This window comes from Allobosea sp. P1_B10 (assembly GCF_056406735.1).
On sequence record NZ_JBFTZP010000004.1, the window covers coordinates 400,505 to 416,102 of the forward strand.

14 protein-coding genes are annotated in these 15,598 nt (G+C 64.2%); all 14 read right to left on the reverse strand.

Features of this window, described 5'->3' with window-relative positions; all coding sequences use genetic code 11:
- Positions 1–88 precede the first annotated feature (88 nt).
- A complete protein-coding gene (locus AC1D2L_RS12515) occupies positions 89–865 on the reverse strand; it encodes a biotin--[acetyl-CoA-carboxylase] ligase (protein ID WP_476846198.1) in 777 nt (258 codons plus the stop codon).
- 128 nt (positions 866–993) lie between these two features.
- A complete protein-coding gene (nuoN, locus tag AC1D2L_RS12520; RefSeq protein WP_476846199.1) occupies positions 994–2,424 on the reverse strand; it encodes an NADH-quinone oxidoreductase subunit NuoN in 1,431 nt (476 codons plus the stop codon).
- Between the two features lie 9 nt (positions 2,425–2,433).
- Positions 2,434–3,945 (reverse strand): NADH-quinone oxidoreductase subunit M, encoded by a 1,512-nt coding sequence (locus AC1D2L_RS12525; protein WP_476846271.1) that lies wholly within the window; start codon positions 3,943–3,945, stop codon positions 2,434–2,436.
- A gap of 4 nt (positions 3,946–3,949) precedes the next feature.
- On the reverse strand, positions 3,950–5,983 hold the full coding sequence (gene nuoL / locus AC1D2L_RS12530) for an NADH-quinone oxidoreductase subunit L (protein WP_476846200.1): 2,034 nt from the start codon (positions 5,981–5,983) through the stop codon (positions 3,950–3,952).
- A gap of 26 nt (positions 5,984–6,009) precedes the next feature.
- Complete coding sequence (gene nuoK, locus AC1D2L_RS12535; protein WP_476846272.1) at positions 6,010–6,318, reverse strand: NADH-quinone oxidoreductase subunit NuoK; 309 nt, start codon at positions 6,316–6,318, stop codon at positions 6,010–6,012.
- On the reverse strand, positions 6,315–6,938 hold the full coding sequence (locus AC1D2L_RS12540) for an NADH-quinone oxidoreductase subunit J (RefSeq protein WP_476846201.1): 624 nt from the start codon (positions 6,936–6,938) through the stop codon (positions 6,315–6,317). Before AC1D2L_RS12540 ends, nuoK begins: the two co-directional genes overlap by 4 nt.
- A gap of 134 nt (positions 6,939–7,072) precedes the next feature.
- Positions 7,073–7,561, reverse strand: a complete 489-nt coding sequence (nuoI, locus tag AC1D2L_RS12545) for an NADH-quinone oxidoreductase subunit NuoI (RefSeq protein WP_476846202.1) — start codon at positions 7,559–7,561, stop codon at positions 7,073–7,075.
- 52 nt (positions 7,562–7,613) lie between these two features.
- Complete coding sequence (nuoH, locus tag AC1D2L_RS12550; RefSeq protein WP_476846203.1) at positions 7,614–8,633, reverse strand: NADH-quinone oxidoreductase subunit NuoH; 1,020 nt, start codon at positions 8,631–8,633, stop codon at positions 7,614–7,616.
- Between the two features lie 11 nt (positions 8,634–8,644).
- Positions 8,645–10,708 (reverse strand): NADH-quinone oxidoreductase subunit NuoG, encoded by a 2,064-nt coding sequence (gene nuoG, locus AC1D2L_RS12555; RefSeq protein ID WP_476846204.1) that lies wholly within the window; start codon positions 10,706–10,708, stop codon positions 8,645–8,647.
- Positions 10,709–11,102: 394 nt separating this feature from the next.
- Positions 11,103–12,407: an NADH-quinone oxidoreductase subunit NuoF gene (gene nuoF / locus AC1D2L_RS12560; protein ID WP_476846205.1), complete on the reverse strand. Its 1,305-nt coding sequence runs from the start codon at positions 12,405–12,407 to the stop codon at positions 11,103–11,105.
- A 10-nt stretch (positions 12,408–12,417) separates the two neighbouring features.
- Positions 12,418–13,368 carry an NADH-quinone oxidoreductase subunit NuoE gene (gene nuoE / locus AC1D2L_RS12565; RefSeq protein ID WP_476846206.1) on the reverse strand — a complete coding sequence of 317 codons (951 nt, stop codon included), beginning with the start codon at positions 13,366–13,368 and terminating at the stop codon, positions 12,418–12,420.
- Complete coding sequence (locus AC1D2L_RS12570; protein ID WP_476846207.1) at positions 13,368–14,558, reverse strand: NADH-quinone oxidoreductase subunit D; 1,191 nt, start codon at positions 14,556–14,558, stop codon at positions 13,368–13,370. The genes nuoE and AC1D2L_RS12570 overlap by 1 nt, the downstream gene beginning before the upstream one ends.
- The gene (locus AC1D2L_RS12575; protein ID WP_476846208.1) at positions 14,555–14,989 is read right to left on the reverse strand and encodes a GFA family protein; all 435 of its coding nucleotides are present in this window, start codon (positions 14,987–14,989) and stop codon (positions 14,555–14,557) included. The genes AC1D2L_RS12570 and AC1D2L_RS12575 overlap by 4 nt, the downstream gene beginning before the upstream one ends.
- A 4-nt stretch (positions 14,990–14,993) precedes the next feature.
- A complete protein-coding gene (locus AC1D2L_RS12580; RefSeq protein ID WP_476846209.1) occupies positions 14,994–15,596 on the reverse strand; it encodes an NADH-quinone oxidoreductase subunit C in 603 nt (200 codons plus the stop codon).
- Positions 15,597–15,598 lie beyond the last annotated feature (2 nt).

Genomic DNA, 15,598 nt, shown 5'->3' on the forward strand with positions numbered 1-15,598 from the left:
GCGGACCTCGACGCGTCATTGCGAGCGTGGCGAAGCAATCCGGGGAGACCGTGAGCCCTGCAAAGGCTGGATTGCTTCGCTACGCTCGCTATGACGGTGAGGTCGGCGGCTCGGCCTGACCAAAATACAAATCGCCTGCGTCGATCGTGCGACGGCCATCCGGCGTGTCGAGTTCCAGGCGGCCCTGACTGTCGAGCCCCGCGAAAACCCCGGTGAGCGCCCCCTCAGGCAGGCGGATCGTGATCGTCTCGCCGAGGAAGGCCGCGCGCTCCAGCCAGGCCTGCCGAATGGGTCCGAAGCCGCCCGGCAGCGACCACGCAGAGAAACGTGCGACCCAGGAATCGCTCAGAGCCGCCAGCAAGGCCTCGACGCTGACCTTGGGTTGGTGCTGCTTGAGGAAGGCCGCGGGATAGGGGGTTCCCTCGGGATGCGAGGCCACATTGACGCCGATACCAAGGATGACATTGAGCCGCCCTGCCCGGCTCTCGCCTTCGAGCAGGAGCCCGGCCGTCTTGGCGCGGTCGAGCAGAAGATCATTGGGCCATTTCAGCTTCAGCCCGGTGCCGGCGGCCCCAAGAACGCGCGAGGCGGCATCATGCAGGGCCAACCCTGCGACGAAGCCGAGCTGTGGTGCGACCGCCGGTTCGCAAGGCGCGACCAGCAGGAGGCTGGCATAGAGGTTTCCCGGCGGCGATCGCCATTGCCGGCCATGGCGCCCACGTCCCGCATTCTGCTGGCGTGCGACGATCCAGAGCTGGCCGGGATCTCCCTGATGGAGCGCGCGACGCGCCTCCTCCATCGTGGAGGCGACCTCGTCGCGGACGATCAGGCGATAGCCTGCGGCGCGGGCGCCATCACCGAGCATCGCAGCCCTTGTCATTGCGAGCGTAGCGAAGCAATGCTGAGAGAGGCGGAGCGCAACGTAGCTTGATTGCTTCGCTGCATTCGCAATGACGGTCAGCGGTTCGAACGCCCAAGATCAGCAATCGTCGCTCAGAACAGCGACTTCGCCGCCGCCGCCGCCGAGTTGAGCAGGGGCGCAGGTGCCAGCGACAGCGCCAGCACGAAGAGCGCAGAGACCAGCAGCACGCCGCGCACACCAGCGCCAACGGTCTCGAAAGCCGGCTTCGGCTCGTCGAAATACATCACCTTGACGAGGCGGAGGTAGTAGTAGGCGCCGATCACGCTGGTGACCACGCCGACGATGGCGAGCGTGTAGAGCTTGGCATCGATGGCGGCGAGGAAGACGTAGAACTTCGCCCAGAACCCGGCCAGCGGCGGGATGCCGGCGAGCGAGAACATCATCATAGCGAGCGCGAAGGCCATCCACGGATTGGTCCGCGAAAGCCCGGCGAGTTCGTTGATGTTCTCGACGGCCTTGCCGTCGCGGCGCATCATCAACACGCAGGCGAAGGCGCCGAGCGTGGTGGCGAGATAGATCGCCATGTAGACGATCACGCCCTGCACACCGCCGACCGTGCCGGCAGCGAGGCCGACCAGCGCATAGCCCATATTGGCGATCGACGAGTAGGCGAGCAGGCGCTTGACGTTGGTCTGGCCGATCGCCGCAAAGGCGCCCAGCGCCATCGAGGCGATGCCGATGAAGATGATGATCTGCTGCCATTCGTGCAGCGCGCCCGGGAAGGCGCCGACGAAGACGCGCACCATCATGGCCATGGCGGCCATCTTAGGCGCCGAGGCAAAGAAGGCCGCGACCGGGGTCGGAGCGCCTTCATAGACGTCCGGCGTCCACATGTGGAACGGCACGGCCGAGATCTTGAAGGCGACGCCGGCAGCTATGAAGACGATGCCGAAGATCAGCCCGAGGCCGGGGTGGCCATGCTGCACGGCCGCCGCGATGCCGGCATAATTCACCGTACCGGTGAAGCCATAGGTCAGCGACGCCCCGTAGAGCAGCATGCCCGAGGACAGCGCACCCAGGACGAAGTACTTCAGGCCGGCTTCCGTCGACTTGGCGTTGTCGCGATCGAAGGCGGCGACGACGTAGAGCGCGAGCGACTGCAGCTCGAGGCCGACATAGAGGCTGATGAGATCGTTGGCCGAAATCATCATCATCATGCCGACCGTCGCGAGCACGACCAGGATCGGATACTCGAAGCGCATCGAGCCGTCGCGGCGCAGGCTCTCCGACGACAGTATGATCGCGCCGGCGGCGCCGATCAGCGTCAGCACCTTCATGAAGCGCGAGAAGGCGTCGGCGATGAAGCCGCCATTGAAGGTGATCTGCTTGCCCTCGCCCGAGAGCACCACGGCGAGCGCCACGGCAAAGAGAGCGATGGCGCAGCCTTCGAGCAGGCGCGTCGAGCGCTCACCCTGGATGGCGCCGATCAACACCATCACGATAGCGCCGAGGGCGAGGATGATTTCCGGCAGAGCGGGGCCGAGAGCGGGGACGGTCATCATGTCTCGACCTTACTGGACCACCAGCATCGCCGTTTTCGCGGCGGTGAGTGCGGCCTGATAATTCTTGATGAGGGCTTCAGTCGGTGCGGCAAACGCGTCCAGGATCGTGCCCGGGCGGATGCCGTACCAGATCGTCAGCAGCACGAGCGGGACCAGCGTCACCATCTCGCGGCTGTTGAGATCGGTGATGCCCTTGAGCTCGGGCTTGACCAACTCGCCGAACACGACGCGGCGGTAGAGCCACAGCGCGTAAGCCGCCGACAGGATGACGCCTGACGTCGCGATCAGCGCAACCCAGGGATTGGCCTTGAAAGCGCCCAACAGCGTCAGGAACTCGCCGACGAAGCCGGCCGTGCCCGGCAAGCCGACATTGGCCATGGTGAAGACCATGAAGATGACGGCGTAGACCGGCATCCGGTTCACCAGTCCGCCATAGGCGGCGATCTCGCGGGTGTGCATGCGGTCATAGACCACGCCCACGCAGAGGAAGAGCGCGCCCGAGACCAGCCCGTGGCTGACCATCTGGAACATGGCGCCCTGGATGCCCTGCTCGGTCAACGTGAACAGGCCCATGGTGACGAAGCCCATATGCGCGACCGACGAGTAGGCGATCAGTTTCTTGATATCCTCCTGCATCAGCGCCACCAGCGAGGTGTAGACGATGGCGATGACCGAGAGCGCGAACACGAAGGGCGCGAAATACTGCGACGCCTCCGGGAACATGGGGATCGAGAACCGGATGAAGCCGTAGCCGCCCATCTTCAGCAGGATCGCGGCCAGGATCACCGAGCCGGCGGTCGGCGCCTCGACGTGCGCGTCGGGCAACCAGGTATGGACCGGCCACATCGGCATCTTCACTGCGAAGGAGGCGAAGAAGGCAAGCCACAGCCAGGTCTGCATGCCGGCAGGGAAATGATGGGCGAGCAGCGTCGGGATGTCGGTCGTGCCGGCATTCCAGTACATCGCCATCAGCGCCAGCAGGAGCAGGACCGAGCCGAGCAACGTGTACAGGAAGAACTTGTACGACGCGTAGACGCGGCGCTTGCCGCCCCAGATGCCGATGATCAGGAACATCGGGATCAGGCCGGCCTCGAAGAACAGGTAGAACAGCACGAGGTCGAGCGCCACGAACACGCCGATCATCAGCGTCTCGAGGATCAGGAACGCGACCATGTATTCGCGCACGCGCTTCGTGATCGAGGTCCACGACGCCAGGATGCAGAACGGCATCAGGAAGGCGGTCAGCACCACGAAGGGGAACGAGAAGCCGTCGACGCCGAGCTTGAACTTGATCGCGTCGGAAACCCAGCCATGGGTCTCGACCATCTGGAAGCCGGGATTGGCGGAGTCGAAGCGACCCCACGCCACCAGCGCCAGCACGAAGGTCGCGATCGTGGAGGCGAGCGCCGCATAGCGCGCATTGGACGCGACCGAAGCCTCGTCGCCACGCTGCGCCAAAATGAAGGCCGCGCCGACCAGCGGCAGGACCAGTAGACCGGTGAGGATACCGAAACCGAACATCATCTCACCCGCGCGCCAGCAGATACCAGGTCACCAGCCCCGCGACGCCGATCAGCATCGCGAAAGCGTAGTGGTAGACAAACCCCGTCTGCAGGCGAACGACGCGGTTTGTGACATCGACGACGCGAGCCGAGATGCCATCGGGGCCCATGCCGTCGATGACGAAGCCGTCGCCTTTCTTCCAGAGGAATTTCCCGAGCCACATCGCCGGCTTCACGAACAGGAAGTCGTAGATCTCGTCGAAATACCACTTGTTGAGCAGGAACTTGTAGAGCGCCGGGTTGGCCGCGGCGATCTTGCCGGGGACGTCAGGGCGCCGCACGTACATGTAGAACGCCAGCACGAAGCCGATGACCATCGCCACGAAAGGCGAGGCGATGACCCAGCCGGGAACCTCGTGCATCTCGTGCAGGATGTGGTTGTCCTTGCCCGTGAACAGCGAGGCCTTCCAGAAGTGCTCGTAGCCGTGGCCGATGAAGGCGTCCTTGAAGGCAAAGCCCGCAGCGATGGCGCCGAGCGAAAGCAGGGCCAGCGGGATCATCATGACCGCCGGGCTCTCATGCGGCGTGTGGTCATGGCCATGCCCGTGGCCGTGGTCGTCATGAGCATGGGCCGCGTGGGCATGATCGTCGTGACCATGCGCGGCGTGGCCGTGAACATCATGGGCATGAGCATCGGCGCCCCAGCGCGGCTTGCCTTCGAAAGTCATGAAGTAAAGCCGCCAGGAGTAGAACGAGGTCATGCAGGCTGCGAGCACCAGCAGCACGAACGCATAGGACGCCGGGAAGCCGCTATGGCCAACCGAGGCATAGGCGCTCTCGATGATCGCATCCTTGGAGAAGTAGCCGGCGAAGAGCGGGAACCCGGTCAGGGCCAGCGTGCCGATGGTCATCGCGGCCGCTGTCATCGGGATGTATTTCCGCAGCCCGCCCATCTTCCGCATGTCCTGCTCGTGATGCATCGCATGGATGACCGAGCCGGCGCCGAGGAACAGCAGCGCCTTGAAGAACGCGTGCGTGAACAGGTGGAAGATGCCGGCCGAATAGGCGCCGACGCCGAGCGCGACGAACATGTAGCCGAGCTGCGAGCAGGTCGAATAGGCGATGACGCGCTTGATGTCGTTTTGCACGAGACCGACGGTGGCGGCAAAGAAGGCCGTCGTGGCGCCGATCACGATGATCACGGTGAGCGCGACCGGCGCGTATTCGAAGATAGGCGACAGGCGCGCCACCATGAAGACGCCGGCGGTGACCATCGTCGCGGCATGGATCAGGGCCGAGACCGGAGTCGGGCCCTCCATCGCGTCAGGCAGCCAGGTGTGCAGCAGGAACTGCGCCGACTTGCCCATCGCGCCCATGAACAGCAGCAGGCAGGTGATCGTCAGCGCGTTCCACTCATAGCCGAGGAGACGGAACGTCTGCGTGGTCAGACCGGAGATCTGCGGGAAGATCTGGTCGAACGCGACGGTGCCGGTCAGCACGAAGACGAGGAAGATGCCGAGCAGGAAGCCGAAGTCGCCGACGCGGTTGACGATGAAGGCCTTCATCGCGGCCGCGCAGGCCGAGGGCTTCTGGTACCAGAAGCCGATCAGCAGATAGGACGCCAGGCCCACGCCTTCCCAGCCGAAGAACATCTGGACCAGGTTGTCGGCGGTCACCAGCATCAGCATGGCGAAGGTGAACAGCGACAGATAGGCGAAGAAGCGCGGCCGATGCGGATCCTCGTGCATGTACCCGATCGAATACAAGTGCACGAGCGAGGACACTGTGTTGACGACGACGAGCATCACCACGGTCAGCGTGTCGACGCGGAAGGCCCAGTCGACCTGGAGCCCGCCGGAGGCGAGCCAGGTCGCGACCTGGATGCGGGTAGTGCCGGAGCCGAAGCCGACGCTGAAGAGCGCGACCCAGGACAGGATGGCGGAGACGATCAGCAGGGAGGTCGTGACGATCTCCGAGCCGCGAGCCCCGATCAGCCGGCCAAACAGGCCGGCGATCAGGAATCCGATCAGAGGGAGGAAGACAATCGCGTGATACATGGGGCGGATCCGGGCGCTTTGGCGCCTCAGCCTTTCATCATGTTGATATCTTCCACCGCGATCGTGCCGCGGTTGCGGAAGTAGACGACGAGAATGGCGAGGCCGATGGCCGCCTCAGCAGCGGCGACGGTCAGCACCAGCAGCGCGAACACTTGCCCGACGATGTCGTTCAGGAAGCTCGAAAATGCCACGAAGTTGAGGTTGACCGAGAGCAGGATGAGCTCGATCGACATCAGGATGACGATGACGTTCTTGCGGTTGAGGAAGATGCCGAGCACGCCGAGCGTGAAAAGGATCGCACCAATGGCGAGATAATGACCCAGTCCGATCATCAGACGGTCTCCTCCGGCAGGGCGGCGCCGGACGGCACCTTGCGGACGTCCATGGCGGCGGCCTTGGTCCGGGCGTTCTGTGTGGGCACATGCTGGCGCTTGATCCCGGTGCGCTCGCGCAATGTCAGCACAATCGCTCCGATCATCGCGACCAGCAGCACGAGGCCGGCGGCCTGGAAGTAATAGACATACTGCGTGTAGAGCACCTGCCCCAGCGCCGCGGTGTTGGTCATGTTGCCGGGGATCGGGGCGACCGGCGTGCGCACGATCTGCGGGTCGATGACCCAGGCGCCGACGACGACCAGCAGCTCGACCAGGAAGATCAGCCCGATCAGCGCGCCGATGGGCAGGTAGTTCAGGAAGCCCTGGCGGAACTCGGCGAAATCGACGTCGAGCATCATCACCACGAACAGGAAGAGCACCGCGACCGCGCCGACATAGACCACGATCAGCAGCATCGCCAGGAACTCGGCGCCGAGCAGCATGAACAGGCCCGCCGCGTTGACGAAGGCGAGGATCAGGAACAGCACCGAATGAACGGGGTTGCGCGACGTCACCACCATGAACGCCGAAGCGACGGTGACGCCCGCAAACAGATAGAAGAAAGCCGCTGCGGCATTCATCTCGGGTCAGCCTTTCCGCCCCTGAGGGGCGGCTCTCGTTTCAATCACGCCCGACAAGAGAGTCGCGCGCAGTTTGGAGCGTCTATAGTCAGGCCCGCCGGCAGTCACAACCGCGCGGACGGACCCGAAAAAACTCAGCGATACGGCGCGTCCATCGCAATGTTGCGCGCGATTTCGCGTTCCCAGCGCGCGCCGTTCGCGAGCAGCCGGTCCTTGTCGTAGAACAGCTCCTCGCGGGTCTCGGTCGCGAACTCGAAATTCGGCCCCTCGACGATCGCATCGACCGGGCAGGCTTCCTGGCAGAAGCCGCAATAGATGCACTTCGTCATGTCGATGTCGTAGCGCGTCGTGCGGCGGGTGCCGTCATTGCGGCGCGGGCCGGCCTCGATGGTGATGGCCTGCGCCGGGCAGATCGCCTCGCAGAGCTTGCAGGCGATGCAGCGCTCTTCGCCGTTGGGATAGCGGCGCAGTGCATGCTCGCCCCTGAAGCGCGGGCTGAGCATACCCTTCTCGAACGGATAGTTCAGCGTCGCCTTCGGCTTGAAGAAATAGCGCATCGACAGCGCGAACGCGCTGACGAACTCCTTGAGGAGCAGGCCCCTGGCGGCTTGAGCGAGACTCATCGCGCAAAATCCTTATGCGTCGACCAAAGCGGTGTGGACGAGAGCACTGTCATCACGGCACCGGCCCCCATCCCGTAAGCTGCAGCACCAGCGCCACGACGACGACCGAGACCAGCGAGAGCGGCAGGAACACCTTCCAGCCCAGGCGCATCAGTTGGTCGTAGCGATAGCGCGGCACGAAGGCCTTCACCATGGCGAACATGAAGAACACCAGGCAGACCTTGAGCGCGAACCAGAAGACGCCCGGCAGCCAAGTGAACGGCGCCACCGGGAACGGCGGCAGCCAGCCTCCCAGGAACAGGATCGTGGTCAGCGAGCACATGGTCATGATCGCCACGTATTCGCCCAGCATGAACAGCAGATACGGGGTCGACGAGTACTCGACCATGAAGCCGGCGACGAGTTCCGACTCTGCTTCCGGCAGGTCGAAGGGCGGGCGGTTCGTCTCGGCCAGGGCCGAGATGAAGAAGATCACGAACATCGGGAACAGCGGCAGGAAGAACCAGCGCAGCATGCCCCAGCTCGTGTTCTGCGCCTCGACGATCGCAGTGAGGTTCAGCGAGCCCACGCAGAGCAGCACGGTGATGATGACGAAGCCGATCGAGACTTCGTAGGACACCATCTGCGCCGCCGAGCGCAGCGCGCCCATGAACGGGTATTTCGAGTTCGAGGCCCAGCCGGCCATGATCACGCCGTAGACGCCCAGCGACGAGATCGCCAGGATATAGAGCACGCCTACATTGATGTCGGCGATGGCCCAACCCTCGGCGACCGGGATGACCGCCCAGGCGCCCAGCGCCAGCAGGCAGGAGATGAACGGCGCCAGCAGGAACACGCCCTTGTTGGCGCCCGACGGGATGATCGGCTCCTTGAAGGCGAATTTCAGCAGGTCGGCGAAGCTCTGGAACAGGCCGAAGGGCCCGACCACGTTGGGGCCGCGCCGCAGCTGCACCGCCGCCCAGATCTTGCGATCGGCCAGCAGGATATAGGCGATGAAGACCAGAAGGCAGACGAGCAGGAGCAGGCTCTTGCCGAGCATGATCGCGATGTCGAGGACAAGATCCCAGTTCATGGCGAGGCCTCTCACTCAGCCGCCTGCCGCAGCCGGCCGGAGGCCAGTGCGGAGCATTCGGCCATCACGGCGGATGCGCGCGCGATCGGGTTGGTCTGGTAGAAATCGCTGACGGGCGAGGTGAAGCCGGCCCGGTCCGTGGCGCCGCCGACGCCGGCGAGAGCGCCGAGCCCCGCGGCATCGTTGACCGGCAGAACCTCGAGCGCCGCGAAATGCGGATGCGCCTCGTAAAGCGCCTTGCGCAAGCCTGCAAGCGAGTCGAAGGGCAAGGTCTTGCCCAGCGCTGCCGACAGGGCGCGCAGGATCGCCCAATCCTCGCGGGCATCGCCCGGCGGGAAGGTGGCGCGATCGGTCATCTGCACCCGCCCTTCGGTGTTCACATAGGTGCCGGACTTCTCGGTATAGGCCGAGCCCGGCAGGATGACGTCGGCGCGGTGAGCGCCCTTGTCGCCATGCGTGCCCTGGTAGATCACGAAGGCCCCGGCCGGGACCTCGATCTCGTCGGCACCGAGCAGGAACAGAACGTCGAGCGCACCGGGCGCCACCATGCCGGCGACATCCAGCCCGCTGTCGCCCGGCACGAAGCCGAGATCGAGCGCACCGACGCGCGAAGCCGCCGTATGCAGAATGCCAAAGCCGTTCCAGCCCTCAGCCGATGCGCCGAGCAACTGCGCCGCCTTGGCAGCCAGCGACAGCACCGCTTCGCCATCGGTGCGGGCCAGAGCGCCCTGCCCCACCAGCACCATCGGCTTGGCCTTGCCGGCCGTTGCGGACTTGACGAACTCGGCCAGCGTCTCCGTGCCGGCGCCGAGATAGTCGTAATCATAGGTCAGGTCGGCGCGCTCGCCGATGACGCTGATCTTGAAGTCGCCGCGCAGCCAGCGCTTGCGGATGCGGGCGTTCAGGATCGGCGCCTCGCGACGCGGATTGGCGCCGATGATGAGCAGGCTATCCGCATCCTCGATCCCGGCGATGCCGGCATTGAGGACGTAGGACGCGCGGCCAAACTTCGGATGCAGTTTCGTGCCGTCTTGGCGCGCGTCGAGATTGGYCGAGCCGAGCGAGGCGATCAGTGCCTTGAGCGCAAACATCTCCTCGACCGCAGCGAGGTCGCCGGCAATCGCGCCGATGCGCTCCGGCTTGGCAGCCCCGAGCTTCTCCGCGATCATGGCAAAAGCCTCGGTCCAGCTCGAAGGGCGCAGCGCGCCGTCGACACGGATATAGGGCCGGTCGAGCCGCTGCGTGCGCAGGCCATCGACGATGTGGCGGGTCTTGTCGGAGATCCACTCCTCGTTCACCGCCTCATTCAGCCGCGGCAGGATGCGCATGACTTCCTTGCCGCGCGAATCCACGCGGATCGCCGAGCCGACCGCATCCATCACGTCGATGGATTCGGTCTTGGTCAGCTCCCAGGGCCGCGCCTTGTTCTGGTAAGGCTTCGAGGTCAGCGCGCCGACCGGGCAGAGATCGACGACGTTGCCCTGCAACTCCGAGGTCATCGCCTGCTCGAGATAGGTGGTGATCTCCATGTCCTCGCCGCGACCGATTGCGCCGAGATCGGAGCCGCCGGCGACTTCCGTGGTGAAGCGGACGCAGCGCGTGCACTGGATGCAGCGCGTCATCGAGGTCTTTACCAGCGGGCCGATATACTTGTCCTCGACCGCGCGCTTGTTCTCGGCATAGCGGGAGTTGTCCACGCCATATGCCATGGCCTGGTCCTGCAGGTCGCACTCGCCGCCCTGGTCGCAGATCGGGCAATCCAGCGGGTGGTTGATCAGGAGAAACTCCATCACCCCCTCGCGGGCCTTCTTGACCATGGGCGACTTGGTCGAGACGACCGGAGGCTCGCCATTGGGACCCGGACGCAGATCGCGCACGCCGATCGCGCAGGAGGCCTGCGGCTTGGGCGGGCCACCCTTCACCTCGACGAGGCACATGCGGCAATTGCCGGCGATCGAGAGCCGCTCGTGGAAGCAGAAGCGCGGCACCTCTGCGCCCGCGGCCTCGCAGGCCTGGAGCACGGTGTAGTCGGCAGGAACGTCGACTTCGATGCCGTCGATGAGGAGTTTGGTCATGATCTCACTCCGCCGCCATCAGCCGAACCGGCTTAGGCCAACGCCCCTCTTCTGACGAATGCTTTTCGCTTACGCCACTCATCGCGCATCTCTCGATTGCAAGGGTCGACGAAACATCACAAACATCAACCCAAGAGATATCAAATTAAGAAAGCTAATTACATAAATTGAATTCAAGTTATGAAAATAGAAAAACTTAAAGTGCTGAAAAATATTCAAAATATAATATGGAACAAAGAACAATACCCACCAGAGAGGCTTGCCTAAGCGTTTGATCATCAAACCGAACGCAAAAATCCACAACCCAGGAACAACAACCGAAAAGAATACTTCTCCAGCTCGACGAAGGAGGTCCAAGAAAATCAGAAAATAAAATCCACCCTCCGTCATCGCCTTACTCCGCCGCCATCAGCCGAACCGGCTCTGAATGCGGGTTGGCGGCATAGTCGTCGATGCGCTGTTCGATCTCGTGGCGGAAATGCGCGATCAGGCCCTGGATCGGCCAGGCTGCGGCATCGCCGAGCGCGCAGATCGTGTGGCCCTCGATCTGCTTGGTGACGTCGAGCAGCATGTCGATCTCACGCTTCTGCGCCCTGCCCTCGGCCATGCGGCTGATGACGCGCCACATCCAGCCGGTGCCTTCGCGGCACGGCGTGCACTGGCCGCAGCTCTCATGCTTGTAGAAATAGCTGATGCGCGCGATCGCACGGACGATGTCGGTCGACTTGTCCATCACGATCACGGCCGCCGTGCCGAGACCCGATTTCAGCTTCGACAGCGAGTCGAAATCCATCGGCGTGTCGATGATCTGCTCGGCCGGCACCATGCGCACCGACGAGCCGCCGGGAATGACCGCCTTGAGGTTGTCCCAGCCGCCGCGGATGCCGCCGCAATGGCGGTCGATCAGTTCGCGGAAGGTCAGCCCCATCGCCTCTTCGACGTTGCAGGGCTTGTTCACATGGCCCGAGACGCAGAACAGCTTGGTTCCGACATTGTTCGGCGTGCCGAGCGACGAAAACCAGCTCGCGCCACGGCGCAGGATGGTCGGCGCAACGGCAATCGACTCGACGTTGTTGACGGTCGTCGGGCAGCCATAGAGGCCGACATTGGCCGGGAATGGCGGCTTCAGCCGCGGCATCCCCTTCTTGCCCTCGAGGCTTTCCAGCAGCGCCGTCTCTTCGCCGCAGATATAGGCGCCGGCGCCGTGATGCACATAGAGATCAAACGGGTAGCCGTGCTTGTTGTTCTTGCCGATCAGGTTGGCAGCATAAGCCTCGTCGACCGCGCGCTGCAGCGCCTCGCGCTCCAGAATGTATTCGCCGCGGATGTAGATGTAGGCCGCATTCGCATTCATCGCGAAGGAGGCGATCAGGCAGCCCTCGATCAGCGTATGGGGATCGTTGCGCATGATCTCGCGATCCTTGCACGTCCCCGGCTCGGACTCGTCGGCGTTGACGACGAGATAGCTCGGCCGCCCGTCGCTCTTCTTGGGCATGAAGGACCACTTCAGCCCGGTCGGGAAGCCGGCGCCGCCACGCCCGCGCAGGCCGGACTTCTTCATCTCGTCGATGATCCAGTCCTGGCCCTGCTCGAGCAGGAATTTTGTGCCGTCCCAGGCGCCGCGCGCCATGGCGCCCTTCAGCGACAGGTCGTGCCGGCCGTAGAGATTTGTGAAAATGCGGTCGCGATCAGCAAGCATCGTTATCGCCTCACTTCACCGGCTTGTCGCTGGGCGCATCGCCCTGCGAGGCTTGAGCGGGCTTGGTGCCCGACGCGTCTTTGATCGCCCCGCCCGTCGCGGACGGGGTATCCTGCGCGGCGTTGGATGGCTGTGCCGTCGAGGACGGATTTGGCCGGCCAGGCGTCGCAGCCGCAGCTGCAGGCGCGCTGGCGATGTCGGTCGGTCCAGCCTTGACCGAAGCGGCGGCAGCTTCGGCCTCGGCCTTGGCGGCGGCTTCCGCCGCAGCCTTGGCGGCAGCGGCTTCAGCGGCAGCCTTGCGCTGCTCGACGATGCGGGCCTGCCAGTCGCCGGCGCCGATCACCGTGCCGTCATAGAGGGCTGGATCCTTCAGCGTCTCGCCACCACCCAGCGGCTCCGAGCAGCAGCGATCGACCTGCGGGCCGGGCTTGGTCGGCCGGCCCTGGCGAAGATCGTCCAGCAGAACGCGGAAATTGTCGGGGGTCAGGTCTTCGTAATAGTCGAAATTGATCTGCGCCATCGGGGCATTGCAGCAGGCGCCGAGGCATTCGACCTCGAGCCAGGACAGCTTGCCATCGGCCGTGACGGTCGATTGCGGGCCGATCACATCCTCGCAGACCTTCTTCAGCGCTTCGGCGCCGCGCAGCGCACAGGGCGTCGTGCCGCAGAGTTGGATGAAGTGCTGGCCAACCGGCTGCAGGTTGAACATCGTGTAGAAGGTCGCGATCTCCATGACGCGCATCGGCGCCATGTCGAGCTTGCGGGCGACAGCCTCGATGGCAGCGCGCGGAACCCAGCCATGATGCTGCTCCTGCGCCTTCCACAGCAGCGGAATGACAGCCGAGGCCTGGCGGCCGGGAGGATATTTCGCGATCTGCTGGTCGGCCCAGTTCTCGTTCGCCGCATCGAAGGCGAAGGAGGCAGGCTGGATATGATCGGGTGCGAGACGCCGGACGGACATTAGCGGTCCACCTCACCAAAGACGATGTCGAGAGAGCCCAGGATCGCGCTGACGTCTGCCAGCATGTGCTTGCGGCACATGAAATCCATGGCCTGGAGATGAGCGAAGCCCGGCGCCTTGATCTTGCAGCGATAGGGCTTGTTGGTGCCGTCCGAGACCAGATACACGCCGAACTCGCCCTTGGGCGCTTCAACCGCCGCATAGACCTCGCCGGCAGGCACCTTGTAGCCTTCGGTATAGAGCTTGAAATGGTGGATGATCGCTTCCATCGAGCGCTTCATCTCGCCGCGCTTGGGCGGCACCATCTTGCCGTCGAGCGACGACACCGGCCCGCCGCCATCGGCCGCCAGGAGCTTGGCGCAGCACTGCTTCATGATCGAAGCCGACTGGCGCATCTCTTCCATGCGGATGTGGTAGCGGTCGTAGCAATCGCCGTTCTTGCCGATCGGGATGTCGAAATCCATCTCGTCATAGCACTCGTAGGGCTGCGATTTCCGCAGGTCCCAGGCCGCGCCCGAGCCGCGCACCATCACGCCCGAAAAACCCCACTTCCAGCAGGTGTCGAGGTCGACCACGCCGATGTCGACGTTGCGCTGCTTGAAGATGCGGTTGTCGGTGAGGAGCGTCTCGAGGTCGTCGCAGACCTTCAGGAACGGATCGCACCATTCGGCGATGTCATGGATCAGCGCGACCGGCAGGTCCTGGTGGACGCCGCCGGGCCTGACATAGGCCGCATGCATACGCGAGCCGCTGGCGCGCTCGTAGAAGATCATCAGCTTCTCGCGCTCTTCGAAGCCCCAGAGCGGAGGCGTCAGCGCGCCGACGTCCATCGCCTGCGTCGTGACGTTGAGCAGATGCGACAGGATGCGGCCGATCTCGGAATACAGCACGCGGATCAGCTGGCCACGGCGCGGGACCGTGACGCCCATCAGTTTCTCGACCGCGAGCGAATAGGCATGCTCCTGGTTCATCGGCGCGACATAGTCGAGCCGGTCGAAATAGGGCAGCGCCTGCAGATAGGTCTTGGCCTCGATCAGCTTCTCGGTGCCGCGATGCAGCAGGCCGATATGCGGATCGACGCGCTCGACCACCTCCCCGTCAAGCTCCAGCACAAGGCGCAGAACGCCGTGCGCAGCCGGATGCTGCGGGCCGAAATTGATCGAGAAATTCCGGATGTTGTGCTCGGTCATGCCGTGCCGCCCTGCTTTGCCGCCACATGGGCCAGGAACTCGTCCCTGGTCAGACGCGGCCGCTCGCCGGCAAACGCGTAGAGCGCCGGCTTTTCATCGATGAAGATTTCTGCCTTGAAGGTCAGGCCAGAGACGTCGTCGAGCGCCTGCAGCGAGACGACGGAATCGCTGCCATCGCGCATGCGCCAGAACAGGCTCGAGCCGCAGGCGCGGCAGAACTCGCGCTGGCCCCAGTCGGACGAGACGTAGACGCCGAGCTCGGACGGGTCGGCAATCTCGATCTCGCCGCATGGCACGGCCATGAACGCACCGCCGCTCCAGCGCCGGCACATCGAACAATGGCAGACGTCCATTTCCGGCGCCTTCACCACGGCACGGAACTTGACCGCACCGCAGAGGCAGCTGCCCGACACTGGCTTGCTTTGCGCCATGGCGTCAGCTCGCTTTCGCCTTCTCGTCGCCGGGCAGCACATAGTCCGCGCCTTCCCAGGGCGAGAGGAAGTCGAAGTTGCGGAATTCCTGGTTGAGCTTCACGGGCTCGTAGACGACGCGCTTCTGCTCGTCGTCGTAGCGGACCTCGACGAATCCCGTCAGCGGGAAGTCCTTGCGCAGCGGATACCCCTCGAAACCGTAATCGGTGAGGATGCGGCGCAGGTCGGGGTGGCCCGAGAACAGGATGCCGTAGAAATCATAGGCCTCGCGCTCATACCAGTTCGCGGCCGGGTAGACCTCGATCACGGAGGGAACCGGGGTGGCCTCGTCGGTCTGCACCTTCACGCGGATGCGCGTGTTCGAGTACGGCGCCAGCATGTGGTAGACGACGTCGAAGCGCTTCTCGCGGCCCGGATAATCGGCGCCCGCGATATCGGTGAAGTTCACGAACCGGAAGCGCTTGTCCTCGCGCAGGGTCTTCAGAACCTCGACGATCGAAGCCGCCTCGGCATGGATCGTCAGCTCATCGAAGGCGACGACAGCATCCGTCACCGCGCCCGGGAGCGCGGCCTTGATGTCTTCGCCGAGAGCAAGGAGATCGCTCATGT